This window comes from Bacillus cereus group sp. MYBK101-2 (assembly GCF_051918845.1).
In the GTDB taxonomy this organism is placed as follows: domain Bacteria; phylum Bacillota; class Bacilli; order Bacillales; family Bacillaceae_G; genus Bacillus_A; species Bacillus_A paranthracis.
Window position 1 is genome coordinate 572,133 of the sequence record NZ_JBQAIE010000001.1, and the last position, 26,054, is coordinate 598,186.

Genomic DNA, 26,054 nt, shown 5'->3' on the forward strand with positions numbered 1-26,054 from the left:
TGAAACAATTCTATTTTTATAACATGTCTTTTTTGTTACAATGAGAGTGGAAGGGGGCCTTTATATGGAATCACGCGAGTGGGAACGTATTGTTGATCATCTTCTTTCGCTAGTGCCTCTTTTTTATCGCAAATTTATGCTTCCTGGAGAATTTTCTTCTCAAAGACATATGCCGCCATCACATACACAAGTATTACTGCTTCTGCATGAAAATGGCACATTAGCAGTTTCCGAAATCGGCAAGCGGCTAGCGATTTCACGGCCTAACATGACACCTCTATTAAACAAACTGATCCAAGAAGAACTAATAGAGCGTCATTATAGCGAAAAAGATCGACGGGTCATTTTAATTTCCCTGACAGCTGAAGGGAAATTGTTAGTAAATCAGTATCAACAATTCATTTTAGACAAATTAAAAGAAAATTTCCAAACGTTATCTGAGGAAGAACGTGAAAAACTCATTCACTCTCTTCAAACCATTCAAAATTTAATTTTGAAAACAAACGCATAAAGCTGCTTCTAAATAGAAGCAGCTTTATGATTCGTAATAATTACCATAGTATACATTTGAATATGGCCATGTCGTTAAATATGGTTTTTGATCTTGCGTAGGTTGTTGCGATGGTATTTGCGGTAGTTGTTGTTGTCGATATAATTCATATTGCCTACTCGTATCATAAACCGGATAATAATTTACATATGGATATACTTGCGGTACGTAATAATAATACATTCATTCTCTCCTCCTTTTTCTTAAACATATTCAAAGGAGAAAATGAGTGTGACACTCTTTATATTTGCATGAGTGGTTCTCTCACTCTTTTCTTTCTGTTCTTCAAACGTAACTTACGGTTCTTTTCATATAAATAATGCACAACGAAATATGAAACTACACCAAACACAACCCCTAAAATCGTCATTCCAATTAACACATACACTTCACTCTGTAATAAGCTCTTTAATATCGTAAAAATGTGACTTGAAAACAAGTCCGATATCGTAAAGGGTTCATGATGTATTTTTTGCACATGAAATGGATAAATCATTTTCCCTAGCGCATACGCAAGCGGAAATAAAACTACTGGGAGAAACGATATTTTTCCAATAATATTGCCAATCACCGCGGCAGGAAAAGATCCCTTTGCTAACCTGACGATTGGATAAAATATTAAATAGACGAGCGATGCTGTATATATAACCAACATCTCTAAACCAAAACCAATCGCAAAACCTAACGATACTTTCTTCGCTCCTTCTGGTGATCGAAGCAACTTATAATATTGAAACTTTAATATTCTCCACATCCGCTGAAAAAACGAATATGTTTTCTTAGTTGTTTTCACTCTCATCATCTCTTTAACTATATTTTTATACCTAGTATGCCCTTACCCACTCCGAAAAACAAATTTCATTTTCTCTTTTATTATAGATGATATCGAAATGGTTAACTAAATATACATATGACATTTCAATAAAAAAAATACACCTCCAATTGTTATTTGTGTCTCACAACTGGAGGTGTACATCATTTAGGAAAGTTCTTCTACATTTTTAAATAAACTTACTAATAATGCTTTTTGCGCATGCAATCGATTACCGGCTTGCTCAAATACGATAGATTTTGGCCCATCTATAATTTCGCCTGTTACTTCTTCTTCACGATGGGCAGGTAAACAGTGCAAGAAACGATATGTTTGCTTCGCATGCTTAACAAGTTCGGTATTGATTTGGTATGGTTGAAACAACGTATATTTCTCTTCTTCGCCCTCTTGCCCCATGCTCATCCAAACGTCAGTATAAATGAAATCTGCTTCATTCACCGCTAGTTCAGGGTTATGCAAAATTTCAATTTTCGCTCCTGTTTCTTCAGCAATCGTTAACGCTTTTTTTACAATTTCCTCATTCGGTTCATACCCTACAGGTGTTGCAACAGTCATATACATTCCAACTTTTGCACTCGCTAACAACAATGAATGACATACATTATTTCCGTCACCTACGTAGGCCAATTTTATTCCTTTAAATGTATTTGTTTCTTCGTATATTGTCATTAAGTCTGCCAATGCTTGACAAGGATGATGATCGTCAGTTAAACCGTTAATAACAGGAATGCTCGATTCTTTTGCAAGCTCTTCTACATCCGCGTGTGAGAATGTACGTATCATGATCCCGTCAATATACTGCGATAATACTTTCGCAGTATCTGAAACAGTTTCTCCTCTGCCCATTTGCATCTCTTTTCCACTTAAAAACATACCATGTCCCCCGAGCTGTACCATTCCTGCTTCAAAAGATACACGAGTACGAGTCGAGTGCTTATCAAAGATAAGGCCTAATATTTTCCCTTGTAGTAAAGGCTCTTGCTTATTCTTTTTTAAATATATAGCGAACTCAATTAAAGAAATAATTTCTTCTTGCGTTAGTTCTTCTAATGTTAAAAGATCTTTCGTATTTAATTTCGGTACTTGTACAATTGACATGAAACTTCCCCCTTATATAATTGATACGTTTTTTGTACAAACTACTTTTTTTATCATATATACTGCCTGTTCTAACTCTTCATTCGTTACAATGAGTGGCGGTAATAGTCTTATAACATTAGGCCCTGCTTGTAATACGAGAAGTCCCTCTTTTTCTAGTTGTTCTATACAACTTGCAACTTCATGCGTACATTCAATTCCAACCATAAGCCCCTTACCACGTATATTTTGAATACATTCGACATGTTGTAATTCCTCTTGCAACTTCTGTAATACGTACTCGCCCTTTTCCTTTACTTCTTTTAAAAACGATGGTTTCTTAGTTATTTGCAATACTTCTTTCGCCGCAGCCATTGCAATATAATTTCCACCAAACGTTGAACCATGTGACCCTGCAGGAAACGATATTCCAAGTTCTTTCCGGCCAATCATTGCTCCAACTGGAATGCCATTTCCAAGCGCCTTAGCAGTAGTAACGATATGAGGTGTTATTCCCATTTGTTCGTAAGCAAATAATGTCCCTGTTCTTCCGATTCCTGTTTGGACTTCGTCTATAATAAATAAGGACCCGAACTTCTTACATAATGCTTCAATCGCTTTCAAAAAAGATAGATCAGCAGGTATGACTCCTCCCTCTCCTTGAACAACTTCTATCATTACTGCCGCAACTTCTTCATTCATTACTTCCTCTAATGCCTTTATATCGTTAAAAGGCGTATGTAAAAAAGAGGGAAGGAGCGGACCAAACCCTTCTTTCACTTTATTTTGTCCCGTCGCACTCATCGTTCCGAATGTTCTACCGTGAAAAGATTGCTCGCATGTTACGACGAGAGATTTTTCAGTATGCTTACGGGCTAGCTTCAAAGCAGCTTCATTCGCCTCTGCCCCGCTATTACAGAAGAACACATAATCTAATGCTATGTTTTCTGTTAATAATGACGCGACTTCTTCTTGTAAGCTGTTTGTAAACAGGTTAGATATATGCCATATTTCATGCAGTTGCTCTTGTACAGCTTTCATAACAGTAGGATGACAATGTCCTAAATTACATACACCAATTCCTGATGTGAAATCTAAATATTGCTTACTGTTATTATCAATGACTTTCGTTCCTTCCCCCTTTACAAACTCAATCTTTCTTCTCCCATACGTTTGAAAAAGATGACTTATCATGCAATACTCACGCCCCTCGTTACCGTTGTTCCAATACACTCACCTGTAACCTCGGTAAAATCCTTCGTCCCATTTACGATACTAACCTTTTGCACTCCCATTTTTAATGATGCTAGTGCAGCCTGTACTTTCGGAATCATCCCACCGGTAATAACACCGTTTTCTATAAAATTAACAATCTCAAATTCGTCGGTTTTCTTTACTAACTTTCCTTCATGTAATACCCCATCTACATCTGTAATAAAAATGAGTTCTTTTGCAGATAATGCGGCTGCAATTCCAGCTGCGGCGGTATCTGCATTTATGTTATAAATCTCATTATCATTTATGCCGACCGGAGCAATAACAGGAATATAATTCATATTTATTAATCCTTTTAGTAAGGCCGTTTCGACATAACTTACTTCTCCCACATATCCTATCTCCTCGCTGACAGGTTGAACTTGAAGTAGATTGCCGTCACATCCTGAACAACCTACTGCAAGTAAATTATGCTTTTGTAAATTCATTACGAGTTTTTTATTCGTACTTCCGCATAGCACCATTTGAACAACATCCATAACTTCTTTTGGTGTTACTCGTAATCCATCTCTTTTTTCTGCGTTGATGTTACAATCTTTTAATTGGGCATCAATTTCTGGGCCACCACCATGAACAATCACTACTTTATACTTCTGTTGTAATTTCTTTATGCAATCAAAAAACACATCATTTAATTGATCCAACATACTACCGCCGCATTTCACTACAATATAATCGCTCATCTTCCCTCTCCTTATGTACGATAACAAGCGTTTATTTTCACATATTCATAGCTTAAGTCACAGCCCCAAGCTGATCCGGTCTCTTCTCCTAAATGTAAATACACATCAATCATAATTTCATGTTCTTGTAACCTCATTTTCATTTCCTCTTCAGAAAACATTTGAGGTTCACTATTTTTCAGCACCGCAATAGATTGAAGAGTAATATCAATTGTATTTGGGTTAATCGCGACTTCACTTTGTCCAATGGTACTAATAATTCGCCCCCAGTTTGGATCTTCACCATGTATTGCTGTTTTCACAAGACTCGAACCGACTATTTGCTTTGCAATTTTCTTTGCCTCTTCATTCGTTCGAGCTCCTAACACATTTACTTCTATTAACTTCGTAGCACCTTCACCATCTTGTGCAATTTTTTTCGCTAAATCTTCACATACCTTCTGTAAAGCAACTACGAAAGTTTCCCAATCTGCATGTTCCATATCAATTGGTTTCGTTTCTGATAATCCACTTGCCATAACGATGACCATATCATTCGTAGAAGTATCTCCATCTACCGTAATTTGATTGAATGTATGATTCGTGATTTGTGATAATGCTGTTTGTAATACGTCATGCTCTATATGAGCGTCTGTCGTAATAAAACTTAGCATCGTTGCCATATTTGGATGAATCATCCCTGAACCTTTCGCAACACCAGCAATCAGCACTTTCTTCCCATCAATCACCATTTCATAACAAGTTTCTTTCGTTATAAGATCCGTCGTTAAGATCGCTTCAGAAAAAGAATGAGCTTCCCTTTCTTCCTTCGCCGGGATAAGAGTAGCAATCCCATTTCGGATTATATCCATCGGCAGCGGAACACCAATTACACCTGTTGAAGCTACTGCAACGTAATTGTCTTTCATTCCAAAATGTTTCGCCCCTAATGCACGCATCTCATAAGCATCTTGTAATCCTTTCATTCCCGTACAAGCATTTGCATTTCCACTATTGACGATAATAGCTTGTAATTTCCCCTCAGTCGTTATACTATCCTTCGTTACTTGCAAGGGAGCTGCTTGTATTTGATTTGTTGTATAAACAGCAGCACATGATGCTGGTGTATCACAAACGATTGCCCCTAAATCCTTTTTCTCTTTTTTCAAACCAATTGCAGTGCCAATGGCCGAGAAACCTTTTGGAGTTACAATCGAACCATTTTCTACTTTTGTAATAGACGCTACTTTAATCATCATGTCCCCCTTATAGATAAAGCGGCATATGTTGTAAACCTGTTGTTTCTTCTAGTCCCGCTATTATGTTTGCATTTTGAATTGCTTGCCCAGCCGCACCTTTCACCATATTGTCTATAACAGAAACGACTGTCACTCTTCCTGTTCTTTCATCGTAAGCTATCCCCATATCACAATAATTTGAGCCCCTCACTTCTTTCGGACTTGGAAACTCTCCTTGCAGACGAATTCGAATGAAAGGCGATTGTTCATACGTTTCTTCATATAATTTTTGAAGTTGTTCTATTTCCATTTCTCGTTTTACTTTCGCATAAAGTGTAACCATAATCCCACGTGATATCGGTATTAAATGTGTACTAAACGTGATTGGCTTCGTTTCTCTATTCCATTCCGCGAGCATTTGCTCAATCTCAGGAACGTGTTGATGCTCATTTACTTTATAAATACGCAAGTTATCGTATAACTCAGGAAAGTGAGTCATCGTTGTTGGCGTTTTGCCTGCTCCAGATACTCCTGATTTCGCATCAATGATAATGGAATCTTCTTCAATTATGCCGCTACGAACTAACGGTAATATCGCTAATAATGCAGCTGTAGCAAAACATCCTGGATTTGCAATTAAATTTGCCTTTTGAATTTCGGACCTTTTCCATTCACTTAACCCATATACAGCTTCCCTAAGGACTCCTTCTTTTGCAGCTGCCCTTTTATACCACTGTTCATATATGAAAGGATCTTTCATACGAAAGTCTCCAGATAGGTCAATTACTTTTAAGCCTACTGCTAATAATTTGGGAGTTAACTCTGCTGATACTCCTGCTGGGGTTGCTAAAAATACAATTTCTGCTTCCTTCTCTATTTCCTCCACATCAATTTCTTGTAACGTATGAACAAGAACATTTTGAAAATGCGGATATACATTTGTTATACACTCGCCAACTTGTGAAAAAGAATGGAGAGATGCTATCGAAAAATATGGATGTTGCTCTAATAACCGAATTAATTCAATACCTCCATACCCAGTTGCTCCAATAATCGCGACCTTCATATGCTCCTCCTCATATCGATTCTTTAAATTAAGTATGATTATAATATTGTATATTTATAGAGTCAATTAAATATTTATAAATTTTATAAACTTAAAAAACTTAATTTTACTAGAAAAATAATATGCGCAACCGAATTTTTATACATAAATATTGCATAGTAGTTTTTTCATTTCACTTCAAGTACAATAAAACAATACATACGTACATACAGGCGGGGAAAACATGAATGAAAAATTAATTGAGAAAATGATTATAAAAAGTTTTCAGCAATATCAATGTAGTCCTATGTCAAATGAGGATCAGGAAATGCTTGTTAAACATATTCAAACGATTATTCATTCAAATACTAAAATTGATGTATACGAGGCAGTTGAGGATATCGTTTACGATTATGTGACTGGAAAATAAAGTGAAACTTTAATCAGTGGGGGTTTTCTTCATCACCCACTGATTATCAGCCCTCACCAATCGGACTTTTATGGGCAGCCCGACCCCCACCTAACTTCTTTGCTTTCGCTGCATTTTGAGGTGGGGGTCTTACTGCCCATTAAAGCGGGATAAAAAAATAGGAGATTTCCATATGGAAATCTCCTATTTTTTACTTAATGATTTACCTGCTACGCGCTCAAATAAACCTGGGAATAAGGCATACAGTTTCGGACCAATGCCCATCCATTTCGGTAAGTTTACTTCACGCTTTTTCGTTTGCATCGATTTTACAATTTGCTCTGCTACATATGTTGGTTTTAACATGTATCGTCCCATATTTTTCACATATGTACCGGATTGATCAGCTATTTCAAAAAAGTTTGTATCTATCGGACCTGGATTAATCGCTGTTACGAAAACATTCGTACTAGACAACTCCATGCGTAAACTATTCGTAAATCCTAATACTGCATGTTTCGTCGCTGCATACGCACTCGATTTCGGCGTTGCAATTTTCCCAGCAAGTGATGCAATATTAATAATATGTCCTTCGTTTCTTTTTACCATATAAGGTAGTACTGCTTTCGTACAAGCTACTAATCCAAATACATTTACTTGGAACATATCTTTCACTTCATCCATTGACGCATCTTCAAACGTTTTAAAAATACCAAATCCCGCATTGTTTACTAATATATCAATACGTCCTACCTCTTGTAACACTTTTGAAAAAACAGATTTTACCCCCATCTCTTCACTTACATCTAATACATAATAATAGCAAGGCGTATTATAAGTTTCTTTAATTTTGTCTGCTAGCGCTTTTAATTTCTCTTCTGTTCTAGCCATTAATACTGGAGTCGCTCCCTGCTCTGCAACTTGCATTGCAACTTGCTCTCCAATTCCACTAGAAGCACCTGTAATGACGATTACTTTATTTTGTAAACGTCCCGTCATTGCTGTCACCTACTTTACATAATAAATCAATTGTTGCGAAGATTCATCAATCATCACTTGTTGATTATATGCTAAAAAGTCTAATTGTCCAACCGTTTCTGAAATAGTAAGCGGTAATTGTTCCTTATATAATACCGGAAATAGTTTTACACATACTTCAAATGCTGTCATTGGTTTTTCCTTTAATAACTCAAGCACTTTAAATGCACGTGTTTCTTGCTTTTGTAATCTCGTTTCAATAAGTTGTTTCACATTTAGAACATCTTCTCCATGTCCTGATAAAATGCGTGAAATATTCATTTCACTTAAACGCTTTAACGTTTGATTATATTGTAATAACGGGCGCGCCCTTTCTGTTTGTCCTTCATATGGTGGTTCTAATATTGGATTCGAAGAAATATGACTAATGAGAGCATCCCCTCCAATTAGTATTCCATCAGATTCTCTATATAATGAAATATGAGTGGAAGCATGACCCGGTGTTTCAATTACTGTAAAACCAGGCATTGAATCAATACGATCTCCCTCTCTCACAGTATGCGTTAACGATCTATTACAAGAATATTTCAATGTCCTTGTCGTCAATAACGCCTCGTCTTTCAAAAATGCTGCTGGAACACCAAATTGTAAAGCCGTCTCTCTAAAAAAATCATGATATCGCTTTAAAAATTCTGGATTTTGCGTGATCCACGGCTCATTCCAAGGGTGTCCAATAATGTTCGTCTTCTCAGAAAATATATTTAAAAGCCCACAATGATCTGCATGATGATGCGTAATAACTACTGTTTTAATATCTTCTATCGTATATCCTAATGTACCTAACTGACTTTCTAACGCATTTCTTGCCTCTTCTGTATTCGTCCCTGTATCAATTAATGTTAATGTCTCCCCCTCAACTAAAAACACATTCACAGTTTCAACTGCAAATGGCACAGGAATCTCCATTCGGTGAATCGCCGTCATGCTTAGCCCCCCTGTCTCTTTCCGGTTCAAAAATGAATACTTCTTCAGTTTACAACTTCCTTATATATTTGTCATTATTTTCAGATAAAAAGAGGTGTTTCCTAGAAAAAAACGAATGTATGTACATTTATAAGAATTTCTAACCAAAATTAAAGGAGGAACATCATGTCTATTCAAAACATTTCCTTTCTCGGTGCGGGCTCTATTGCTGAAGCGATTATTGGTGGCTTGTTACATGCAAATGTTGTGAAAGGCGAACAAATTACTGTAAGTAATCGTTCTAATGAGACAAGGTTACAGGAGCTACATAACAAATACGGTGTCAAAGGTACACATAATAAAAAAGAACTACTTACTAATACAAATATTCTTTTTCTAGCAATGAAGCCAAAAGATGTTGCAGAAGCCCTTACCCCTTTTAAAGAAGACATACATAATAACCTGCTCATTATTTCGTTATTAGCAGGTGTTTCTACTCATTCAATTAGAAATCTACTGCAAAAGGACGTTCCGATTATTCGTGCCATGCCAAATACATCTGCAGCTATTTTAAAATCAGCTACTGCTATCTCGCCTTCTAAACATGCAACAAAAGAACATATTCAAACTGCCATAGCTTTATTTGAAACGATTGGTCTCGTCTCTGTTGTAGAGGAAGAAGATATGCATGCTGTCACTGCATTATCCGGAAGCGGGCCTGCTTATATTTATTACGTAGTAGAAGCGATGGAAGAAGCTGCAAAAAAAATCGGTTTAAAAGAAGATGTTGCAAAGTCACTTATTCTCCAAACGATGATTGGTGCTGCTGAAATGCTAAAAGCAAGTGAAAAACACCCGTCTATTTTGCGAAAGGAAATTACCTCTCCTGGTGGAACGACCGAAGCGGGCATTGAAATATTACAAGAACACCAATTTCAACAAGCGCTTATTTCCTGTATTACACAGGCAGCGCAACGATCACATAATCTTGGGAAAACGTTAGAACAATTAACAAAAGAAAAATAAAAAATGGAGCTCAATCTTACTTGAGCTCCATTTTTTATAAACATATATTTTTAGTTATTCGTCTTCCCAAAAATCTCTTCTTGTAGACGACGACCAGTCGGTGTTGCTGCAAGTCCACCTTCAGCTGTTTCACGAAGTGCTACTGGCATCGTTTGTCCGATTCTAAACATCGCCTCAATTACTTCATCACATGGAATAGTACTCGTTACACCAGCTAATGCTAAATCAGCTGAAATCATCGCATTTGCAGCTCCTGCTGCATTACGTTTTACGCAAGGTACTTCTACAAGTCCTGCAACAGGATCGCATACTAAACCAAGCATGTTCTTTAATGAAATTGCCATCGCTGTAGCTGCTTGTTCTTGTGTTCCACCAGCCATTTCAACTGCAGCTGCAGCTGCCATTCCACTTGCTGAACCAACTTCAGCTTGGCATCCTCCCGCTGCACCAGAAATACAAGCGTTATTTGCAACAACCATACCGAAAGCTCCCGCTGTAAATAAGAATTCAATCATTTCTTCACGTGTAGGCTGCAATTTTTCTCTTAGTGCAAATAGTACACCTGGCACTGTTCCAGCAGACCCTGCTGTTGGTGTTGCACAAATAATTCCCATCGCTGCGTTTACTTCATTTGTTGCAACAGCTTTACTCACTGCGTCCAAAATCGTATCTCCAGATAAGCCTTTTCCACTCTTCATATACGCCTGAACTTTTACAGCATCTCCACCAGTTAAACCAGTTGGTGATTTCACTCCGCGAATACCACGTTCTACCGCTTGCTCCATCACGACTAAGTTCTTTTCCATACCAGCAATTACTTCTTCACGTGAAATACTTCTTGTTTCCATTTCACATTGAATCATAATTTCTGCGATTTTTACATTTTGTTCTTTAGCTTGCGCCACTAGTTCCGCTGCGTTCCGAAACATGGTGTGTCCCCCCTGCAATTATTCCATAATAGTTACTTGACAAATATTTTGTTGCGCTTTTATTTCTTCAATCACTTCATCTGCTAATATTTCATCTGTTTCAATGACCATAAGCGCTCTTCTTCCTTTTTCCTTACGAGAAACACTCATTGTACTAATGTTAATCTCGTGTTTCGCAAGGATTGAAGCTACTGCTGCAATAGCACCGAAGCGATCGTTATTTACAATAAGTAGTGCTGGACTCGTGCCTGATAATTGAAGATCGAATCCGTTTAATTCTACAACTTCAATTTTACCGCCACCAATTGAGCAAGCAACAACTTCAATTTCTTCTTCACCTTTATACAAACGAATTCTCGCTGTATTTGGGTGAGGTGCATTGGCATCCTCTTCAATAAATTCCACTTCAATTTCGCGCTCTTTTGCTATCTCTAGCGCCTCTGGAATACGTAAGTCATCTGTTTCAAACCCTAATATCCCACCTATTAGCGCTACATCTGTACCATGCCCACGATACGTCTTTGCAAATGATCCATATAATGAAATGCTTACTCTTTCTGGTTCATGACGAAACAGCTGGCGAGCAACTTGCCCCATTCTTGCTGCGCCTGCTGTATGTGAACTTGATGGACCAATCATAACTGGACCGATAATATCAAATACTGAGCGATACTTCATCATAACTCCCCCTAAACCTCTATGAAAAAATTTTTTACTATTCTATTAAGCTACCAAATCGGTTGCTTTTCCAGTTGTACTACGAATTTGTTCCGCTATACGAATTGGATCGTTTTTGAATAACAGTGAAGCGATATATCCTGAAATAATACCAGTTATAATATGAAATAAGAAACTTAGCATTACCTTCATTTACACATAATATAAGATAATCTACAGTAAAGTCTTGTAGCAATCCAAAGTTTAACACAGAACCCCTTACAAGCATAGCATAAACAAGTGAAACACCCATTGCTTTCATACCTTTTGATGCCTTAAAGCTAAAAAGTGAAAAAGGCTTCATACAAATAATAGTAATGTCCTTCCTATTATAATTTCCATGTTGCTCTCTCACAATTTATTCAACTTCACTTGTTATGATAAACGTCTCAAACACATGTAGCCTACAGTAAATTATAATCTGTCCTCATTATAGCTTGTTTTTAATAAAACGCTTACTTTTAATAAATTTTAAAAGTTCTGAATAAAAATCCATTTTTGCTATTTGTACTACTTGTATGTCGTCCGACTTATATAACAGTTTTTCTAAACACTCGATACTATGTAGTTTCATCTTATATCTTTACATCATTAAAATTTTCTGTTTCATCCTATATAAGCATAAAATGATAACAGTTTTATTTTTATTTTTTTTTAGAAATAAAAAAATGGCAACCTTTCGTCACCATTTTTTCACAACATTATTATCTGTCCACTGGAAATGATTTTAAATCTGTAGCTATTTCTGTATTAGAAAATAGCTCTCTTGCCTCTTTCAATAATTCCTTATATGTATCTCCTTGATAACGAGAACTAATATGAGTCAATATTAATCGTTTTACATTTGCCTGAAGTGCAATACTTGCAGCTTGCTTAGATGTGGAATGAAAATAATCATAAGCTTGTTGTTCATCTTCTGCTGCAAAAGTTGCTTCATGAACAAGTACGTCAGCGTCTTGTGCTAGCTTTCTACTCGCTTCACAATATCTCGTATCACCTAAAATGGTAATAATTCTTCCCTTTTGAGGTGGGCCGATAAAATCTTTTCCGTTTAGTATCGTACCATTTTCCAATTCAACCACTTCTCCATCTTTTAAACGTTTAAAGAGTGGACCTGGTTTCACGCCCATCTCCAGCAATTTATCAACTAAAAGGGCGCCTTGTATATCTTTCTCTATAATCCGATATCCAAAACATTCAATACCGTGTGACAACCTTTTCGTTTCCACATGAAATTCATTATCTTCAAACACAGTACCTTCTTCTGTTATCTCAACAATTTCAAGCGGGTATTTTACATGTGTCGTGCTTACTGATAATGCGACTTCAATAAACTGTTTAATTCCTTTTGGTCCATACACTGTTAAAGGTGTAGTCCCTCCTTGAAACGAACGACTTCCTAATAAACCAGGCAAACCAAAAATATGATCCCCATGTAAATGCGTAATAAATATTTTTTCAATGCGGCGTGGACGTACTGATGTATGTAATATTTGATGTTGCGTCGCCTCACCACAATCAAATAACCAAGTCTGTCCTCGTTCTTCTAACAATTGCAAAGCAATTGCCGAAACATTCCTTCCTTTTGAAGGAACACCTGCACCAGTTCCTAAAAATACAAATTCCACTTTCTTTCCTCCAGCTCTTTATATAATCTATCTTTCATCTTACGGAATGTTATTTCAAATGGCAAATCGAATTTACATAACCAATCATCTAGACAACTATATATCACGAACGTTATACTTAAAAAACTTAGCAATCGTTCGTGTTTTATGTTAAAATGATTATACTACATTTTAAGGGAGCGTTTTATTATGAAAGAAGCATTTCGTTTACAAACTGATTTTTCATCTTCATTTGATCGCTGGGTAAGTTCTTTCGTGTCTGATCACCCAGCACAATTAGAATGGACGACTTTGAAAGAATTAATCCATGAATATACAACAACACATACAAATGATTCGTTACCAACATATATTTCTTCAGCTTTAACATATTATGCACAACGTGTTTCAACAACAAATCGTTCAGAAATTGTTATTTTTGAAAATGTTACAATCTCATAATCTATAAAAAAAGCACTGTAATCAGTGCTTTTTTTATGTTTATTACGGTATTTATTTTCCAAAATTATTTCCAAAAACCCCCTCTTATTTCCTACTATATAGCCAAGATAAATCTATTTGAGTTTTCAAAAAATATATTGACACTACAAAATTTCAGTGCTAACATTCAACGTGTAATTGAATATGGTCTCTGTTAGGTGAGGCTCCTGTATAGAGAAACGCTGCTGCCCAAAAATGTCGAGAGACGCCAATGGGTCAACAGGAAAGGTCGGAATGAAGGCCTTTTTTAACGTAGCTGGTTTCAGTACCTATGCTATACAGTGCTAAAACTCAACGAGGGAGAGGTGCGTATATTTTGTCATACACAAAACTGTTTTAATCTATATTTACTAACAGTCTTTGTCGTGGACTCTTTTAACTACGAATTCAGACCTTTACTCGTTTTGAGTAAAGGTCTTTTTACGTATATATGCACCTTACTATGAAACAAACATAGCATATTCAGAAACTACTAAATTGTACGGAGGTGAGGAACAGTTGGCAATTGATGATTCGGCCCAGATACCCATATGTTTTACGTTAATATTTCATCATGTAGGTAGGAAAGAAACTGTTCCTCCTAATTTTAAATAGTCGAGTAACAGCTTGTTTCCTCCTTCATGAAAAAGGAGGAACTACCGATGTTAAATTTACAAAAACAAGAAACGAAACATTCATACGATCAAGATTGTATGAAAACAAATCACAAATTATTAGTGGAAGTCGCAACGCAGGATGCAAACAAAGCGTTACGACTTTTAGAAACAACAGAAAATGGACTCTCTAAAGAAGAAGCGTCTCGTAGACTTTCTTTATATGGCCTTAATGAAATAGCTCATAATAAAACATCACCGTGGTACATTCAATTTCTGCTGGCATTTAAAAATCCATTTATTTTTGTTTTATTAGCTCTCGGCGCACTTTCTTTTTTCACAGATGACATACAAGGAACGATTGTCGTATCTGTAATGGTAATGCTAAGTGCAACGATTCGCTTTTTACAAGAATTTCGTTCTCAAAAAGCTGCAGAGCAGTTAAAGGCTATGGTTCGAACAACGGCGAGTGTCTTTAGAATAGATGGATTTGTACACGAAACAAAAAATGTAAAAATTTTAAAGCAAACTGATACAACGGAAATTCCAATTGAGGAACTTGTACCTGGCGATATTATTTCACTTTCAGCCGGAGACATTGTTCCAGCTGATGTGCGTATTTTATCGGCTAAAGATTTATTTGTGAACCAATCTTCTTTAACAGGAGAAGCACTTCCTGTAGAAAAATACGAAAACTGCTACCATACAGAAAATAAACATCTATTACCGAAAAGCACGAAAAAAAATTACAATCCACTCGATATGGAAAATCTTTGCTTCATGGGGACAAATATTGTAAGTGGTAGTGCAAGAGCGGTTGTCATCTCCACAAGTACCGATACGTATTTTGGCTCTTTAGCAAATAAAGTAATCGGTAAGCGCGTAGAAACAAGCTTTGATAAAGGTGTAAACAAAGTAAGCTGGCTTTTAATTACATTCATGCTTATTATGGCACCTATCGTTCTTCTCATTAACGGATTCACAAAAGGGGATTGGCAAGAAGCTTTCTTCTTCGCTATTGCAATCGCAGTTGGTCTAACACCTGAAATGTTACCAATGATTGTGACTGCTAATTTAGCTAAAGGTGCCGTTAACATGTCTAAACAGAAAGTAATTGTAAAACAGCTGAATTCTATTCAAAACTTAGGTGCTATGAACATTCTTTGTACCGATAAAACAGGAACTTTAACAGAAGATAAAGTTGTACTTGTTCGCCACTTAGATCCTAATGGTAATACATGTAATCGTGTATTACACTTTGCCTATTTAAATAGCTTCTATCAAACAGGATTGAAAAATTTAATAGATAAAGCCGTTATAAAACATACAGAAGAAAATCAAAAATTTGATCCATCTGTTTTTCAAAAGCTAGATGAAATTCCATTTGACTTTGCTCGTCGGCGTATGTCCGTCATTGTAAAAAACAATTCAGGTGAACATACAATGGTCTGTAAAGGGGCTGTAGAAGAAATTTTATCTATTTGCAACTACACTGAAATAGATGGCAAAATTGCTTCTCTTACCGATGACATGCGCTTACATGTAAAACAACTAAGTGAAACTTTGAATAGTGAAGGTATGCGCGTTATTGCTGTAGCTTATAAAAAAAATAGATCAACAAATAATAAAGAGTACGCCGTACAAGATGAAAATGATATGATTCTCGCTGGATATATTGGCTTTTTAGATCCGCCGAAACCATCTGCCGCTACTGCCATTCAAGCATTACAAAAACATGGTGTACAAGTAAAAATTTTAACTGGTGATAACGAAATCGTGACAAAAAAGGTATGTAAAGAAGTTGGATTAAATATTGGCGAGCCTATCCTTGGTTACGAAATCGATGCTTTACCTGATAAAGCATTAGCAAAGCTAGCCGAAGAAACAACTGTTTTTGCTAAACTAAATCCAATGCAAAAATCCCGCATTATACGAGTATTACAAGGAAACGGACACACTGTAGGTTATATGGGAGATGGCATTAACGACGCCGTAGCGTTACGGGAAGCTGACGTTGGCATATCTGTTGATACTGCAACTGATATTGCAAAAGAGTCTTCCGATATTATTCTACTTGAAAAAAGTTTAATGATATTAGAAGCAGGTATTTTAGAAGGACGCACTACATTCGGTAATATTTTGAAATACATTAAAATGACAGCGAGCTCTAACTTCGGAAATGTATTTAGTGTGTTAGTAGCAAGTGCCTTCATTCCTTTCTTGCCGATGCTTGCCATTCACCTTTTAATTCAAAACTTACTTTATGATATTTCACAACTGTCTATCCCATGGGACAAAATGGATAAAGAGTTTTTAGAAAAACCAAGAAAATGGGATACTGCAAATTTACGGAACTTCATTATTTGCATCGGTCCCATTAGTTCCATATTTGATATCATCACCTATGTGGTCATGTGGAACGTCTTCGGTGCAAATACAGCTAGCGAACAATCATTATTCCAATCTGGTTGGTTTGTCGTTGGATTGCTAACACAAACTTTAATTGTTCACATGATAAGAACACAGAAGATTCCATTTATTCAAAGTACCGCATCAGTACCGGTTCTTTTATTAACCGCTTGTATTATGATAATCGGAATTTATATTCCATTCTCACCACTTGGAGCAGCCGTTGGATTACAAGCATTACCACTTAGCTATTTCCCTTGGTTAGTAGGAATACTATTAGGCTATGCTTTCTTAACACAATTCCTGAAAAAACTTTATATTAAAAAGTTTCATAGCTGGTTATAAAAATGAGAATGAGCGGGTGCTTCCCGCTCATTCTCAAAAACATAACTTGGACTTATATGTATGGAGGTGACCATGATGGTATGGTATGACATTGTACTAAGATTATTTATTGCAATTATTGTAGGTGCTTGCATCGGAATGGAACGACAATGGAGACATAGGATGGCTGGGCTACGGACAAATGCTCTCGTATCACTTGGTGCCTGTATATTTGTTTTATTATCCGTCATGATTGATCACGATGCTAGCCCTTCACGTATTGCCTCTCAAGTCGTCAGTGGGATTGGTTTTTTAGGAGGCGGCGTTATTATCCGCGATGGTTTTAGTATTAGGGGGCTTAATACTGCGGCTACCCTATGGTGCGCAGCTGCTGTTGGTACTCTTACAGGCGCTGGTTTCCTCATTGCAGCTATATTAGGTGCAGCTGGTGTTTTACTAGCAAACATACTACTTCGCCCAATCGCTCTCTTTATGAATCAGAAATCAAAAGAAGAATCACCTGAACAAACGAACTACTTACTTTCTCTCACTTGTTCAGAAGAACATGAAGCCCATATTCGTTTTTTACTTATGCATATGGTAAGTTCTGAAGGCATTGGTTTAAAAGAATTGTATAGTGAGGACGTAGATTCTAATCAAAAAGTGTGTATACAAGCGACATTACACTGCAGCACAAATACAGCAGTCTTAATTGAAAAAATAGTGAGCAGAATGCTATTAGAATCTGGCGTTACTGCAGCTGGTTGGAAAACTTCATTAGATTTAGAAGCAAGTTAAAAATGAAAGGTGTCATGATATGTACAGCTTCATGACACCTTCTACATAAACTTACTTTCTAATTTTTGCTGAAAAGACTTTTCTTGCTTACGTAATAATTGACTACCTCGTTGTAAAAGCGGCATTCCATACTTATCATTAATTTGATCAATAACAGCAAGTAGCGGCTCTTCTTTCGCATCTTCTTCAAATGAAAACAAATCTAATTGTTTCACCGATTCAGTCTTCCACTCTATTTCAGTAGCTGTAACACCTAATAAACGAACGGAATCACCGTCCCAATGTTGCTTCCATAAACGAGAGGCTGCTTGAAAAATATCTCGTTCTTCCCAAATGGCATTTTTCAATTGCTTACTCCTCGTTACTGTCCGCCTATCATGATATTTAATCATAATTTGAATATTATAACTGACAAGAGTTCGCTTTTGTAATCTTTTACTCACTGATTTTGATAGCCTTTCTAACATATCAAGTAATTCTTTCTCTTCATCCATATCCTTTGAAAAAGTCATCGAGTTACCAACACTTTTATGTTGACCCATTTGACTCGGATCAACTTGCCTATCATCCATACCTTTTGCCCGCCTTTGTAAATCAACACCATGCTTTCCAATTTTAGCGCGAATGATATGTTCATTTCCTTTTGCTAACTGTTCAATTGTTTGTATATGAATATCTTTTAATTTCTCAGCTGTTTTTTCTCCAATTCCATGCATCGCTCCAACCGGAAGCGGCCAAATCATTTCTGGAATATCTCGTTTTCGGAGCACGGTAATACCGAGAGGCTTTTTCATATCAGAAGCTGTTTTTGCTAGGAAAAGGTTTGGAGCAATTCCGATGCTACACGGCAACTGTAACTCTGTTAATAACGCTTGCTGAATCATCTTTGCTATTTCAAGAGGCGAACCGAGTGCGTAACAATCTGTAATATCTAAATATCCCTCATCTATTGATACTGGTTGTATTTTTTCCGTAAAACGGGAAAGGATTTGAAACATTTGAAATGAAGCTTCACGATATAATGTAAAATTAGGACGCCTTACAACTAATTGTGGACATAACCTTTTCGCTTCCCAAAGTGGCATCGTTGTACGTATTCCATATTCTCTCGCCTCATAACTACATGTGATGATAATTCCTTTTCTTTCTTTTTCATTTCCAGCAACTGCTAACGGCTTCCCCTGTAATGATGGGTCATGAGCAATTTCAACAGATGCGAAAAAACAATTCATATCTACATGTAAAATAACACGACCTTTTTTGGGATACATTTCTCGCATAGTACTCACCCCCCTAATCAGAACGTTCGTTCTTTTATTATATCAAATTTTGCACAATAATTATAATTATTACTTGTTCTTTTCTATCATATTTATTGCTATAATTTAAATAAAGTGGATATATTTGTAATCAGGGGTGATTATTATGAAATCGACTGATAAACTCAATTATACGTTTCTCGTAATTATACTAATCGTCGCAATCAATTATTTACTTCTTCCTATTTTTGATATGAACATAGCTGGTTTTCTCCCTCGCCTAGTCCATGTAGTAACAACTTACATACTGCCATGGATTTTCTTGTATTGGCTTATCCGCCTTGTAAAAGCAATCGAATCAAAATAAAAAGCGTGTAAATCAGTTGTGATTTACACGCTTTTTCTATTACATTACTTCGCTACTTCTTCAATAATTGCAACAACTAATTCTGCTGTTTTTGCTAATTCTTCAACAGGAATCTTTTCGTTTGTTGTATGAATTTCTTCATAACCAACTGCTAAGTTAACTGTTGGAATACCGTGTCCTGCAATTACGTTTGCATCACTTCCGCCACCACTTTGGTGAAGAGAAGGTGTACGACCAATTTTTTCAGCTGCACGTTTTGCAACTTCTACAACGTGATCGCCATCAGCAAATTTAAATCCTGGATACATAACGTTTACTTCAACGTCTGCATGACCGCCCATTTCTTTTGCAGTTGTTTCAAATGCTTCTTTCATTTTCGCAACTTGCGCTTCCATTTTTTCATTGATTAAAGAACGCGCTTCTGCAAAGATTTGTACGTGATCGCAAACGATATTCGTTTGTGTACCACCTTCAAAACGTCCAATATTTGCAGTTGTTTCAGAATCAATACGGCCAAGTGGCATTTTCGCAATTGCTTTCGCTGCGATAGTAATTGCAGATACACCTTTTTCTGGTGCTACACCAGCATGAGCTGTTTTCCCGCGAATAATCGCATTCACTTTCGCTTGTGTTGGAGCTGCAACAACGATTTCACCAACTTTTCCATCGCTATCTAATGCGTAACCGTATTTCGCAGTAATGCGCTCACGATCTAATGCTTTTGCACCAACAAGACCAGATTCTTCTCCAACTGTAATAATAAATTCAATTGTACCATGAGGGATATTCTTCTCTTTTAAAACACGGATTGCTTCGAACATGGATGCTAATCCTGCTTTATCATCTGCACCTAAAATCGTAGTACCATCTGATACGATATATCCATCTTTAATAGAAGGCTTAATTCCATTACCAGGAACTACTGTATCCATATGAGAAGTAAAGTAAATTGTATCAACACCATCTTTTGTTGCTGGTAATGTACAAATTAAGTTACCTGCACCATGCCCAGTAACAGCCATTGTGTCATCTTCAAATACTTCTACACCTAAATCTGTAAATTTCTTTGTTAATACTTTGCAAATTTCTGCTTCAAATTTCGTTTCAGAATCTACTTGTACTAACTCCATAAATTCGTTTACTAAACGTTCTTGATTAATCATAAGACTGCGCCTCCTGCACTACCATTATGTATGTAACACTATTAATTATAACAGAATTTCGCAAAAGTTTCGAAATACAAGACAAAAAACAGACGGTTTATATGTCTAGATAACCATCTGCTTTCTATTACTCATTTAACAATACCCAGCGCATATGATCTTCCCACACTCCATTAACCATTAACATCTTCCTAGACACGCCCTCATACTGAAAACCTATCTTCGTCACGACTTGTATAGATGCTAAATTTCGTGGCATAATCGGTGCTTCTATACGATGTAATTGAAATTCCTCAAAAGCAACTTGAATCGCTTTTCTAAGCGCTTCTGTCGTATAACCTTTGTTTAACTCTTCCTTATCTAATTTATAGCCGAGTACACAAGATTGGTAAATTCCACGAACAATTAAATTAAATGAAATACATCCAATTATTTTCGTATCATCACCTTTTTTAAAAATCCAAAGCCTGATGATTTTACCTTCTGCGATCTCTTTTCTATCCTTTTGTAACTTTTTCTTTTGATAATCTAACGTAAAAAAATCATCCGGTCTATACTCTTCCCAGGCTTTTAAAAATTCACGATTTCTGTCGTAATATTGAAGAACTTTTTCAGCATACGACTCATCAATTTCCCTTAAATGTAAACGATTTGTTTCATATATTTTCATCATCGTATCTCCATTCTTCAGCTTGCATAACAAAAAACTTATACCCTATCATTCTTATATATTCTCTACGTACATACAAATTTCCTGTTATACTTTACACACACTTCTCGAATTTTGTCATTTCTCTCCCCCTTGTCCACAATATCATTTCTCGTTACAATGATATTGTACTGATTTGCAAGGAGGTTTAACGATGCATAAAAAAGCTCAAAAAGTTATGATTTATGTAATGCTAATTTCTATGCTTGTAACAACATTACTTGCTGGCGCAAGTATGTTTTGGTAAAAAGGACGATCTGTTCGTCCTTTTTTTACTTTTTACACATAATAAAATAAACCATCTCGAAATCGAGATGGTTTATTTTATGTAAAGCACAATCGCTACAATACTAAAGAAAAATGACATTACAAGTGCTATCACAAAACTTGTATATTGTTTCTGCTGAAATGCCCCAATAACAAAAGTAAGATTAAGTAATGCCATACATACAATCGCTACAAGATAAGAACATATATTAAAAGTTGCCAATATGAATGTAATAATAAATAGAAATCCCATAAAAAACTGCATATACGAAAGTTTTGGATTCAAGTACATATGAGCAACTCCTTTATCTAATTTGATCTTTCTATACTCTCATTAACGCATGGTTATGTACACATGTCAAGACAACTTATTACAATAGAAAAAACCAACTTTTTCGTTGGCTTTTTCATATGCAATGGCTCCTTTTTCTTTTGCCAATTGCTGAAATGACTTTTTCGATTTTACAATCCACACTTTCGTTCCAATTGGAATACGATCAAATAAATACTCCACATCATTTTTCTTCATTCTTATACACCCTTGTGAAATATACTTTCCAATTGAACTCGGTTGGTTTGTTCCATGTATTCCATACTTACTCCCATCAGTTCCTCGTGCATTAAATCCCATCCACCTAGATCCAAGTGGATTTTTCGGTGATCCCCCTGGAATATCTTTTGCAATATAATACGGATCCTTTGCTTTCATTACAATATCAAAAGTTCCCTCTGGGGTTAATTCATTTGTTTTTCCTGTCGCGACTGGAAAAACCTTTTGAATCTTCCCATCGTCAATATAAGCTAGTTTATTCGTCGCTTTATTTACAATAATAAAAGGATCACCGGCACGTGGATTATCACCAAGGGGCCAAATAGGCGATAAAGAAAGACATAATAGGAAAGAGAGAAGATACGGCATAAATAATTCCTACCTTCTATATAAGTTCTTTTATATTATCCTTTCCCTTAAAACGACTTTTAATGAGTAAATATTGTTCCATTTCGTATACAAGTTGAACAAGTTTCGCACGTATCTCAAATTCTTCACGTGTAGCCGGCAATGGCATCTCTCTAAATAATTCTCTCATTTCTTGAAGCTGTCTTAAAGAAATAACCCCGGTACTCTGAGGGCTAATAGCATTACTAATGTTTTCAACCACATCCGCAATCATGTCAGCTTGTTCATATGTCCACGATAAAGAAGCTGCTAACGGAATCATTCGCTCTAAAATTTCGAATTGTTGCATGCGCATATTGAAATAGCGATAGTAATAGTCATCTTCTCGCATAAATGCATTCTCAAGTTTCTTAAACGATAAATCTCTAGCTTCATTTAGCATCTGTTCAGTTTCAATAAGTTCTGCCCCGCTCCAACTACTTTCTCGATTTCGTAAATACACAACCATTTCAAACAAAATCGTTTTAAAATTACTTTCTATTTTACCTTGATACTCTTTTAGCTTATTTTCACTACTTGGCATATACATATTCACTAAGAGAGCCACGCTAATCCCTATCGTTAATATCGCAATTTCATTTCCAACAATAAGCCATGTAATTTGTTTCAATGAATATAGATGCATCACAATAACTGAACTCGTGACAATACCTTCTTGAATTTTAAGCATAACTGCAGTCGGAATAAATGTAAGTAATAATAGGCTAATTGCTAGTGGTGTATATCCAATTGTTTCAAAAATACAAAATGCGAACACCATTGATAATACACAAGCTAAAAAACGATGTAACGATACTTGAAGTGATTTACGTTTCGTATTTTGTACACATAATATAACTAAAATACCCGCTGAACTATAAAATTCTAATCCTAATAACTGAGCAATAAAAACGGCTGCGCCTGTCCCTATTGCTGTTTTTACTGTACGGTATCCAATTTTGAACATAGCATTGCTCCTATATGTATAAACGTATTTACAGTTAGTATAAAAAAAGGATGACACAATGTCATCCTTTTCTACTTATTATTCACGTATCCTTTACATATTACAATATTTTTTGTAAAAATTGTTGCGCACGCTCACTTTTCGGTGCTGCAAAAAATTGTGCTGGCGCACTATCTTCTACAAGTTTTCCACCATCTAAAAAGAGAACACGATCTGCTACTTCTTTTGCAAATCCCATTTCATGTGTAACAATTGCCATTGTCATTCCTGTCGTAACTAATGATTTCATAACTTCTAACACTTCTTTTACCATCTCTGGATCTAGTGCTGATGTCGGTTCATCAAATAACATTACTTCTGGTTCCATTGCTAACGCTCTTGCAATTGCTACACGTTGCTTTTGTCCGCCAGAAAGACGATTCGGATACGTATCTTTTTTATCTAATAAGCCGACCTTTTCTAAAAGTTTTTCGGCTTTCTTTTCAGCTTCTTGTTTCGTTACTCCTTTTACATTGATAGGAGCATACGTAATATTTTCTAATACAGTCATGTGAGGAAATAGGTGGAAATGCTGAAATACCATTCCGACATTTTCACGGACGTGCATAATATTCGTTTTCGGATTCGTTACTTCTTCCGCTCCAATCCAAATGTGACCATTTGTCGGTGCTTCTAACACATTCATACAACGTAAAAATGTTGATTTCCCTGATCCAGACGGTCCAATAATTGCTACTACTTCCCCTTTTCCAATCGTTGTTGTAATTCCTTTTAATACTTCGTTTTTTCCAAATGATTTATGAAGGTTTTCAATTTTAATCACTTTTCTTCATTCTCCCTTCAATTGCCTTACCGACTAATGTAAGAATAATGACTAGCATATAATAAATGAGTCCAACAAAAAGTAATGGTTCAAGATATTTAAATGTCTCCCCGCCTACGATGTAAGCACGGCGCATTAAATCCGTTGCGCCTATTACTGTTACTACAGCCGATTCTTTCGTAAGTGTCGCAAACTCGTTTACAAGTGCCGGTAATATATTTTTTAAAGCTTGAGGAAAAATGATATTTCGCATCATTTTTCCGTATGGAATTCCTAAAGCCATCGCCGCTTCTGTTTGTCCTTTATCAACCGCTTGAATGCCAGCACGGATTACTTCTGACATATATGCACCTGAATTTAAGCTAAATGCAAGTACAGCTGCTACGAATGCTGGTATTTCATAACCAATTATTTGCGGGACACCGAAATAAATAATCATTAATTGCAATACAAGTGGTGTACCACGGAAAATTGATGTATAAAGATCTGCCGCTATATTTAATGCTCGTATTCTAGCAATTTTGCAAAGTGCTAATAGCGTTCCTAAAATAAACCCTGCTAAAGCTGATACTGCTACAATTTTCAAAGTAACTTCTAAGCCTTTTAATATATACGGTATCGAAGGCGTAATCGCCGAAAAATCTAAGTTCATTCTTTTCATTCCCCTCACAGAAAAGTGAAAGGCAGCTTATTTTTCGCTGCCAAACCATTTCTTCACTAATTTATCCATTTCTCCATTTTCTTGCATTTTTTTAATTACTTTATTAAATTCAGCTGTTTTATCACTATTTTTCGGAAGGGCAATTGCTGCTCCAACTTCTTCTGGCGCTTCTTTAATTTCAATTCCTTGTAAATCTTTCATTTTCTCTAAATAATTTTTAGCAACTGTGTCTTCTATAATTGCAGCGTCAAAACGACCAGCTTTAATTTCTTGTACGATTTCTGGTATACGGTCACGTCCCTCAACTTTGAAATCTACTTGTTTTTTAAATTCTGCAGCTTTCTCTTCTTGAATAGATCCTGTTTGTACCCCTACTTTTTTCCCTTTTAAATCCTCTACAGATTTAATGTTAGAGTCCTTTTTAGAAACAACCATGTTTTTCGCAACAAAATAAATATCTGTGAAATCAACATTATTTTTACGCTCTGCAGTTGGCGTCATACCTGCCATTACGAAATCAACTTTTCCTGAGCTAAGAGATGCTAATAAACCACCAAAATCCATATCTTTCACTTTCACTTCATAACCAAGTTCTTTTCCGATATATTTAGCAACATCAACATCAAAGCCAATAATTTCATCACTTTTTGAAGCTTCTACGTATTCATATGGTTTATAATCTGCTGAAGTCCCCATAACCAGTACTTTCTTATTTTTCCCAGTAACCTTTTCTTCCCCATTACTACAAGCACTGAACATACTTACAATTAAAATAAGTGCAAATGATATTGATAATAACTTCTTCATCTTTCTTCCCCCTAATAATGTATATTTAAAAGTTTAATAGAATATTTATTCGATGTTTGTATTGTATCAGCACTTTTATTTTTATGCAATATATAAAATAAAAATAAATAAATTATCAGTACAAATACCATTTTGTATGTATAAAATACTGTATAAAAAAC

At 36.0% G+C, this 26,054-nt stretch carries 30 protein-coding genes and 1 riboswitch; of the genes, 8 read left to right on the forward strand and 22 right to left on the reverse strand.

Annotated elements, in window-relative coordinates:
• The first annotated feature begins 64 nt into the window (after positions 1-64).
• Complete coding sequence (locus tag ACTFSI_RS02995) at positions 65-511, forward strand: MarR family winged helix-turn-helix transcriptional regulator (RefSeq protein WP_000445817.1); 447 nt, start codon at positions 65-67, stop codon at positions 509-511.
• Between the two features lie 24 nt (positions 512-535).
• Here ACTFSI_RS02995 and ACTFSI_RS03000 read toward each other — a convergent pair whose 3' ends face one another.
• From ACTFSI_RS03000 to argC, 7 genes are all read right to left on the reverse strand, one after another.
• A complete protein-coding gene (locus tag ACTFSI_RS03000; protein WP_000291952.1) occupies positions 536-733 on the reverse strand; it encodes a hypothetical protein in 198 nt (65 codons plus the stop codon).
• A 58-nt stretch (positions 734-791) separates the two neighbouring features.
• Positions 792-1,352, reverse strand: a complete 561-nt coding sequence (locus ACTFSI_RS03005; protein WP_002028428.1) for a DUF2062 domain-containing protein — start codon at positions 1,350-1,352, stop codon at positions 792-794.
• A gap of 177 nt (positions 1,353-1,529) precedes the next feature.
• Positions 1,530-2,480 (reverse strand): ornithine carbamoyltransferase, encoded by a 951-nt coding sequence (gene argF / locus ACTFSI_RS03010; protein WP_440045227.1) that lies wholly within the window; start codon positions 2,478-2,480, stop codon positions 1,530-1,532.
• 12 nt (positions 2,481-2,492) lie between these two features.
• Positions 2,493-3,653, reverse strand: coding sequence for an acetylornithine transaminase (gene argD, locus ACTFSI_RS03015; RefSeq protein ID WP_440045228.1), 1,161 nt, complete (start codon positions 3,651-3,653; stop codon positions 2,493-2,495).
• Entirely contained in the window at positions 3,650-4,417 is a 768-nt protein-coding gene (gene argB, locus ACTFSI_RS03020; protein ID WP_001286781.1) for an acetylglutamate kinase, read from the reverse strand. The genes argD and argB overlap by 4 nt, the downstream gene beginning before the upstream one ends.
• Before the next feature lie 11 nt (positions 4,418-4,428).
• Positions 4,429-5,652, reverse strand: a complete 1,224-nt coding sequence (argJ, locus tag ACTFSI_RS03025; protein WP_138321130.1) for a bifunctional glutamate N-acetyltransferase/amino-acid acetyltransferase ArgJ — start codon at positions 5,650-5,652, stop codon at positions 4,429-4,431.
• 10 nt (positions 5,653-5,662) lie between these two features.
• Complete coding sequence (argC, locus tag ACTFSI_RS03030; protein ID WP_000861224.1) at positions 5,663-6,700, reverse strand: N-acetyl-gamma-glutamyl-phosphate reductase; 1,038 nt, start codon at positions 6,698-6,700, stop codon at positions 5,663-5,665.
• A 223-nt stretch (positions 6,701-6,923) separates the two neighbouring features.
• On the opposite strand from argC, the gene ACTFSI_RS03035 reads away from it, so the two are divergent.
• A complete protein-coding gene (locus tag ACTFSI_RS03035) occupies positions 6,924-7,109 on the forward strand; it encodes a YqzH family protein (protein WP_001003230.1) in 186 nt (61 codons plus the stop codon).
• Between the two features lie 183 nt (positions 7,110-7,292).
• On the opposite strand, the gene ACTFSI_RS03040 is transcribed toward ACTFSI_RS03035, so the two are convergent.
• Positions 7,293-8,087 (reverse strand): SDR family NAD(P)-dependent oxidoreductase, encoded by a 795-nt coding sequence (locus tag ACTFSI_RS03040; protein WP_000147803.1) that lies wholly within the window; start codon positions 8,085-8,087, stop codon positions 7,293-7,295.
• 9 nt (positions 8,088-8,096) lie between these two features.
• Positions 8,097-9,050 (reverse strand): MBL fold metallo-hydrolase, encoded by a 954-nt coding sequence (locus tag ACTFSI_RS03045; RefSeq protein ID WP_440045229.1) that lies wholly within the window; start codon positions 9,048-9,050, stop codon positions 8,097-8,099.
• Between the two features lie 165 nt (positions 9,051-9,215).
• On the opposite strand from ACTFSI_RS03045, the gene proI reads away from it, so the two are divergent.
• Positions 9,216-10,055: a pyrroline-5-carboxylate reductase ProI gene (gene proI / locus ACTFSI_RS03050; RefSeq protein WP_138321128.1), complete on the forward strand. Its 840-nt coding sequence runs from the start codon at positions 9,216-9,218 to the stop codon at positions 10,053-10,055.
• Positions 10,056-10,105: 50 nt separating this feature from the next.
• Here proI and sdaAA read toward each other — a convergent pair whose 3' ends face one another.
• The 4 genes from sdaAA to rnz form a co-directional block, all read right to left on the reverse strand.
• A complete protein-coding gene (gene sdaAA, locus ACTFSI_RS03055) occupies positions 10,106-10,984 on the reverse strand; it encodes an L-serine ammonia-lyase, iron-sulfur-dependent, subunit alpha (RefSeq protein ID WP_000489463.1) in 879 nt (292 codons plus the stop codon).
• 18 nt (positions 10,985-11,002) lie between these two features.
• Positions 11,003-11,662 (reverse strand): L-serine ammonia-lyase, iron-sulfur-dependent subunit beta, encoded by a 660-nt coding sequence (gene sdaAB / locus ACTFSI_RS03060; RefSeq protein ID WP_000877446.1) that lies wholly within the window; start codon positions 11,660-11,662, stop codon positions 11,003-11,005.
• A gap of 45 nt (positions 11,663-11,707) precedes the next feature.
• Positions 11,708-11,845 carry a hypothetical protein gene (locus tag ACTFSI_RS03065; RefSeq protein WP_154214285.1) on the reverse strand — a complete coding sequence of 46 codons (138 nt, stop codon included), beginning with the start codon at positions 11,843-11,845 and terminating at the stop codon, positions 11,708-11,710.
• Positions 11,846-12,405: 560 nt separating this feature from the next.
• Positions 12,406-13,329, reverse strand: a complete 924-nt coding sequence (gene rnz / locus ACTFSI_RS03070) for a ribonuclease Z (RefSeq protein WP_000397444.1) — start codon at positions 13,327-13,329, stop codon at positions 12,406-12,408.
• 189 nt (positions 13,330-13,518) lie between these two features.
• On the opposite strand from rnz, the gene ACTFSI_RS03075 reads away from it, so the two are divergent.
• The 3 genes from ACTFSI_RS03075 (at position 13,519) to ACTFSI_RS03085 (ending at position 17,933) form a co-directional block, all read left to right on the forward strand.
• Positions 13,519-13,770, forward strand: a complete 252-nt coding sequence (locus ACTFSI_RS03075; RefSeq protein ID WP_000656494.1) for a DUF3932 family protein — start codon at positions 13,519-13,521, stop codon at positions 13,768-13,770.
• A gap of 182 nt (positions 13,771-13,952) precedes the next feature.
• A riboswitch (M-box (ykoK) riboswitch) is annotated at positions 13,953-14,120 on the forward strand.
• A gap of 330 nt (positions 14,121-14,450) precedes the next feature.
• Entirely contained in the window at positions 14,451-17,156 is a 2,706-nt protein-coding gene (gene mgtA, locus ACTFSI_RS03080; protein WP_000933488.1) for a magnesium-translocating P-type ATPase, read from the forward strand.
• A gap of 75 nt (positions 17,157-17,231) precedes the next feature.
• Positions 17,232-17,933, forward strand: a complete 702-nt coding sequence (locus tag ACTFSI_RS03085; protein ID WP_000262358.1) for an MgtC/SapB family protein — start codon at positions 17,232-17,234, stop codon at positions 17,931-17,933.
• Positions 17,934-17,974: 41 nt separating this feature from the next.
• Here the strand turns inward: ACTFSI_RS03085 and ACTFSI_RS03090 are convergent, their stop codons facing one another.
• Positions 17,975-19,213, reverse strand: a complete 1,239-nt coding sequence (locus tag ACTFSI_RS03090) for a DNA polymerase IV (RefSeq protein ID WP_440045230.1) — start codon at positions 19,211-19,213, stop codon at positions 17,975-17,977.
• A gap of 145 nt (positions 19,214-19,358) precedes the next feature.
• On the opposite strand from ACTFSI_RS03090, the gene ACTFSI_RS03095 reads away from it, so the two are divergent.
• Complete coding sequence (locus ACTFSI_RS03095) at positions 19,359-19,559, forward strand: hypothetical protein (protein WP_000842873.1); 201 nt, start codon at positions 19,359-19,361, stop codon at positions 19,557-19,559.
• 44 nt (positions 19,560-19,603) lie between these two features.
• Here the strand turns inward: ACTFSI_RS03095 and ACTFSI_RS03100 are convergent, their stop codons facing one another.
• Together ACTFSI_RS03100 and ACTFSI_RS03105 are read right to left on the reverse strand one after the other, a co-directional pair.
• Positions 19,604-20,722, reverse strand: a complete 1,119-nt coding sequence (locus tag ACTFSI_RS03100) for a tripeptidase T (protein WP_000609808.1) — start codon at positions 20,720-20,722, stop codon at positions 19,604-19,606.
• Positions 20,723-20,849: 127 nt separating this feature from the next.
• Complete coding sequence (locus tag ACTFSI_RS03105; protein WP_001993297.1) at positions 20,850-21,395, reverse strand: GNAT family N-acetyltransferase; 546 nt, start codon at positions 21,393-21,395, stop codon at positions 20,850-20,852.
• 190 nt (positions 21,396-21,585) lie between these two features.
• Here ACTFSI_RS03105 and prli42 point away from each other — a divergent pair, with 190 nt between their 5' ends.
• A complete protein-coding gene (prli42, locus tag ACTFSI_RS03110) occupies positions 21,586-21,678 on the forward strand; it encodes a stressosome-associated protein Prli42 (protein WP_000549038.1) in 93 nt (30 codons plus the stop codon).
• A gap of 72 nt (positions 21,679-21,750) precedes the next feature.
• On the opposite strand, the gene ACTFSI_RS03115 is transcribed toward prli42, so the two are convergent.
• The 6 genes from ACTFSI_RS03115 to ACTFSI_RS03140 form a co-directional block, all read right to left on the reverse strand.
• The gene (locus ACTFSI_RS03115) at positions 21,751-21,990 is read right to left on the reverse strand and encodes a DUF3894 domain-containing protein (protein ID WP_000281163.1); all 240 of its coding nucleotides are present in this window, start codon (positions 21,988-21,990) and stop codon (positions 21,751-21,753) included.
• A gap of 66 nt (positions 21,991-22,056) precedes the next feature.
• Entirely contained in the window at positions 22,057-22,617 is a 561-nt protein-coding gene (locus tag ACTFSI_RS03120; RefSeq protein ID WP_001146556.1) for a L,D-transpeptidase, read from the reverse strand.
• A 16-nt stretch (positions 22,618-22,633) separates the two neighbouring features.
• Positions 22,634-23,602, reverse strand: coding sequence for an aromatic acid exporter family protein (locus ACTFSI_RS03125; protein WP_000472677.1), 969 nt, complete (start codon positions 23,600-23,602; stop codon positions 22,634-22,636).
• 100 nt (positions 23,603-23,702) lie between these two features.
• The gene (locus tag ACTFSI_RS03130; protein ID WP_044793835.1) at positions 23,703-24,425 is read right to left on the reverse strand and encodes an amino acid ABC transporter ATP-binding protein; all 723 of its coding nucleotides are present in this window, start codon (positions 24,423-24,425) and stop codon (positions 23,703-23,705) included.
• A complete protein-coding gene (locus ACTFSI_RS03135; RefSeq protein WP_001046919.1) occupies positions 24,418-25,077 on the reverse strand; it encodes an amino acid ABC transporter permease in 660 nt (219 codons plus the stop codon). Before ACTFSI_RS03135 ends, ACTFSI_RS03130 begins: the two co-directional genes overlap by 8 nt.
• 36 nt (positions 25,078-25,113) lie before the next feature.
• Positions 25,114-25,893: a transporter substrate-binding domain-containing protein gene (locus tag ACTFSI_RS03140; protein WP_000735480.1), complete on the reverse strand. Its 780-nt coding sequence runs from the start codon at positions 25,891-25,893 to the stop codon at positions 25,114-25,116.
• Between the last annotated feature and the right edge of the window lie 161 nt (positions 25,894-26,054).

Bases quoted from the DNA above. Each gene is read 5' to 3' on its own strand.
- ACTFSI_RS03125 (WP_000472677.1), bottom strand. From the start codon at position 23,602: ATGTTCAAAATTGGATACCGTACAGTAAAAACAGCAATAGGGACAGGC.
- ACTFSI_RS03075 (WP_000656494.1), top strand. From the start codon at position 13,519: ATGAAAGAAGCATTTCGTTTACAAACTGATTTTTCATCTTCATTTGAT.
- ACTFSI_RS03085 (WP_000262358.1), top strand. From the start codon at position 17,232: ATGGTATGGTATGACATTGTACTAAGATTATTTATTGCAATTATTGTA.
- ACTFSI_RS02995 (WP_000445817.1), top strand. From the start codon at position 65: ATGGAATCACGCGAGTGGGAACGTATTGTTGATCATCTTCTTTCGCTA.
- ACTFSI_RS03005 (WP_002028428.1), bottom strand. From the start codon at position 1,352: ATGATGAGAGTGAAAACAACTAAGAAAACATATTCGTTTTTTCAGCGG.
- argC (WP_000861224.1), bottom strand. From the start codon at position 6,700: ATGAAGGTCGCGATTATTGGAGCAACTGGGTATGGAGGTATTGAATTA.
- ACTFSI_RS03140 (WP_000735480.1), bottom strand. From the start codon at position 25,893: ATGAAGAAGTTATTATCAATATCATTTGCACTTATTTTAATTGTAAGT.
- ACTFSI_RS03100 (WP_000609808.1), bottom strand. From the start codon at position 20,722: ATGATTAATCAAGAACGTTTAGTAAACGAATTTATGGAGTTAGTACAA.
- ACTFSI_RS03035 (WP_001003230.1), top strand. From the start codon at position 6,924: ATGAATGAAAAATTAATTGAGAAAATGATTATAAAAAGTTTTCAGCAA.
- ACTFSI_RS03105 (WP_001993297.1), bottom strand. From the start codon at position 21,395: ATGATGAAAATATATGAAACAAATCGTTTACATTTAAGGGAAATTGAT.
- sdaAB (WP_000877446.1), bottom strand. From the start codon at position 11,662: ATGAAGTATCGCTCAGTATTTGATATTATCGGTCCAGTTATGATTGGT.
- ACTFSI_RS03095 (WP_000842873.1), top strand. From the start codon at position 19,359: ATGAAATCGACTGATAAACTCAATTATACGTTTCTCGTAATTATACTA.
- ACTFSI_RS03065 (WP_154214285.1), bottom strand. From the start codon at position 11,845: ATGCTAAGTTTCTTATTTCATATTATAACTGGTATTATTTCAGGATAT.
- ACTFSI_RS03045 (WP_440045229.1), bottom strand. From the start codon at position 9,050: ATGACGGCGATTCACCGAATGGAGATTCCTGTGCCATTTGCAGTTGAA.
- ACTFSI_RS03120 (WP_001146556.1), bottom strand. From the start codon at position 22,617: ATGCCGTATCTTCTCTCTTTCCTATTATGTCTTTCTTTATCGCCTATT.
- prli42 (WP_000549038.1), top strand. From the start codon at position 21,586: ATGCATAAAAAAGCTCAAAAAGTTATGATTTATGTAATGCTAATTTCT.
- ACTFSI_RS03040 (WP_000147803.1), bottom strand. From the start codon at position 8,087: ATGACGGGACGTTTACAAAATAAAGTAATCGTCATTACAGGTGCTTCT.
- ACTFSI_RS03135 (WP_001046919.1), bottom strand. From the start codon at position 25,077: ATGAACTTAGATTTTTCGGCGATTACGCCTTCGATACCGTATATATTA.
- proI (WP_138321128.1), top strand. From the start codon at position 9,216: ATGTCTATTCAAAACATTTCCTTTCTCGGTGCGGGCTCTATTGCTGAA.
- ACTFSI_RS03090 (WP_440045230.1), bottom strand. From the start codon at position 19,213: ATGCGAGAAATGTATCCCAAAAAAGGTCGTGTTATTTTACATGTAGAT.
- argB (WP_001286781.1), bottom strand. From the start codon at position 4,417: ATGAGCGATTATATTGTAGTGAAATGCGGCGGTAGTATGTTGGATCAA.
- ACTFSI_RS03000 (WP_000291952.1), bottom strand. From the start codon at position 733: ATGTATTATTATTACGTACCGCAAGTATATCCATATGTAAATTATTAT.
- argD (WP_440045228.1), bottom strand. From the start codon at position 3,653: ATGATAAGTCATCTTTTTCAAACGTATGGGAGAAGAAAGATTGAGTTT.
- ACTFSI_RS03115 (WP_000281163.1), bottom strand. From the start codon at position 21,990: ATGTACTTGAATCCAAAACTTTCGTATATGCAGTTTTTTATGGGATTT.
- sdaAA (WP_000489463.1), bottom strand. From the start codon at position 10,984: ATGTTTCGGAACGCAGCGGAACTAGTGGCGCAAGCTAAAGAACAAAAT.
- mgtA (WP_000933488.1), top strand. From the start codon at position 14,451: ATGTTAAATTTACAAAAACAAGAAACGAAACATTCATACGATCAAGAT.
- argJ (WP_138321130.1), bottom strand. From the start codon at position 5,652: ATGATTAAAGTAGCGTCTATTACAAAAGTAGAAAATGGTTCGATTGTA.
- argF (WP_440045227.1), bottom strand. From the start codon at position 2,480: ATGTCAATTGTACAAGTACCGAAATTAAATACGAAAGATCTTTTAACA.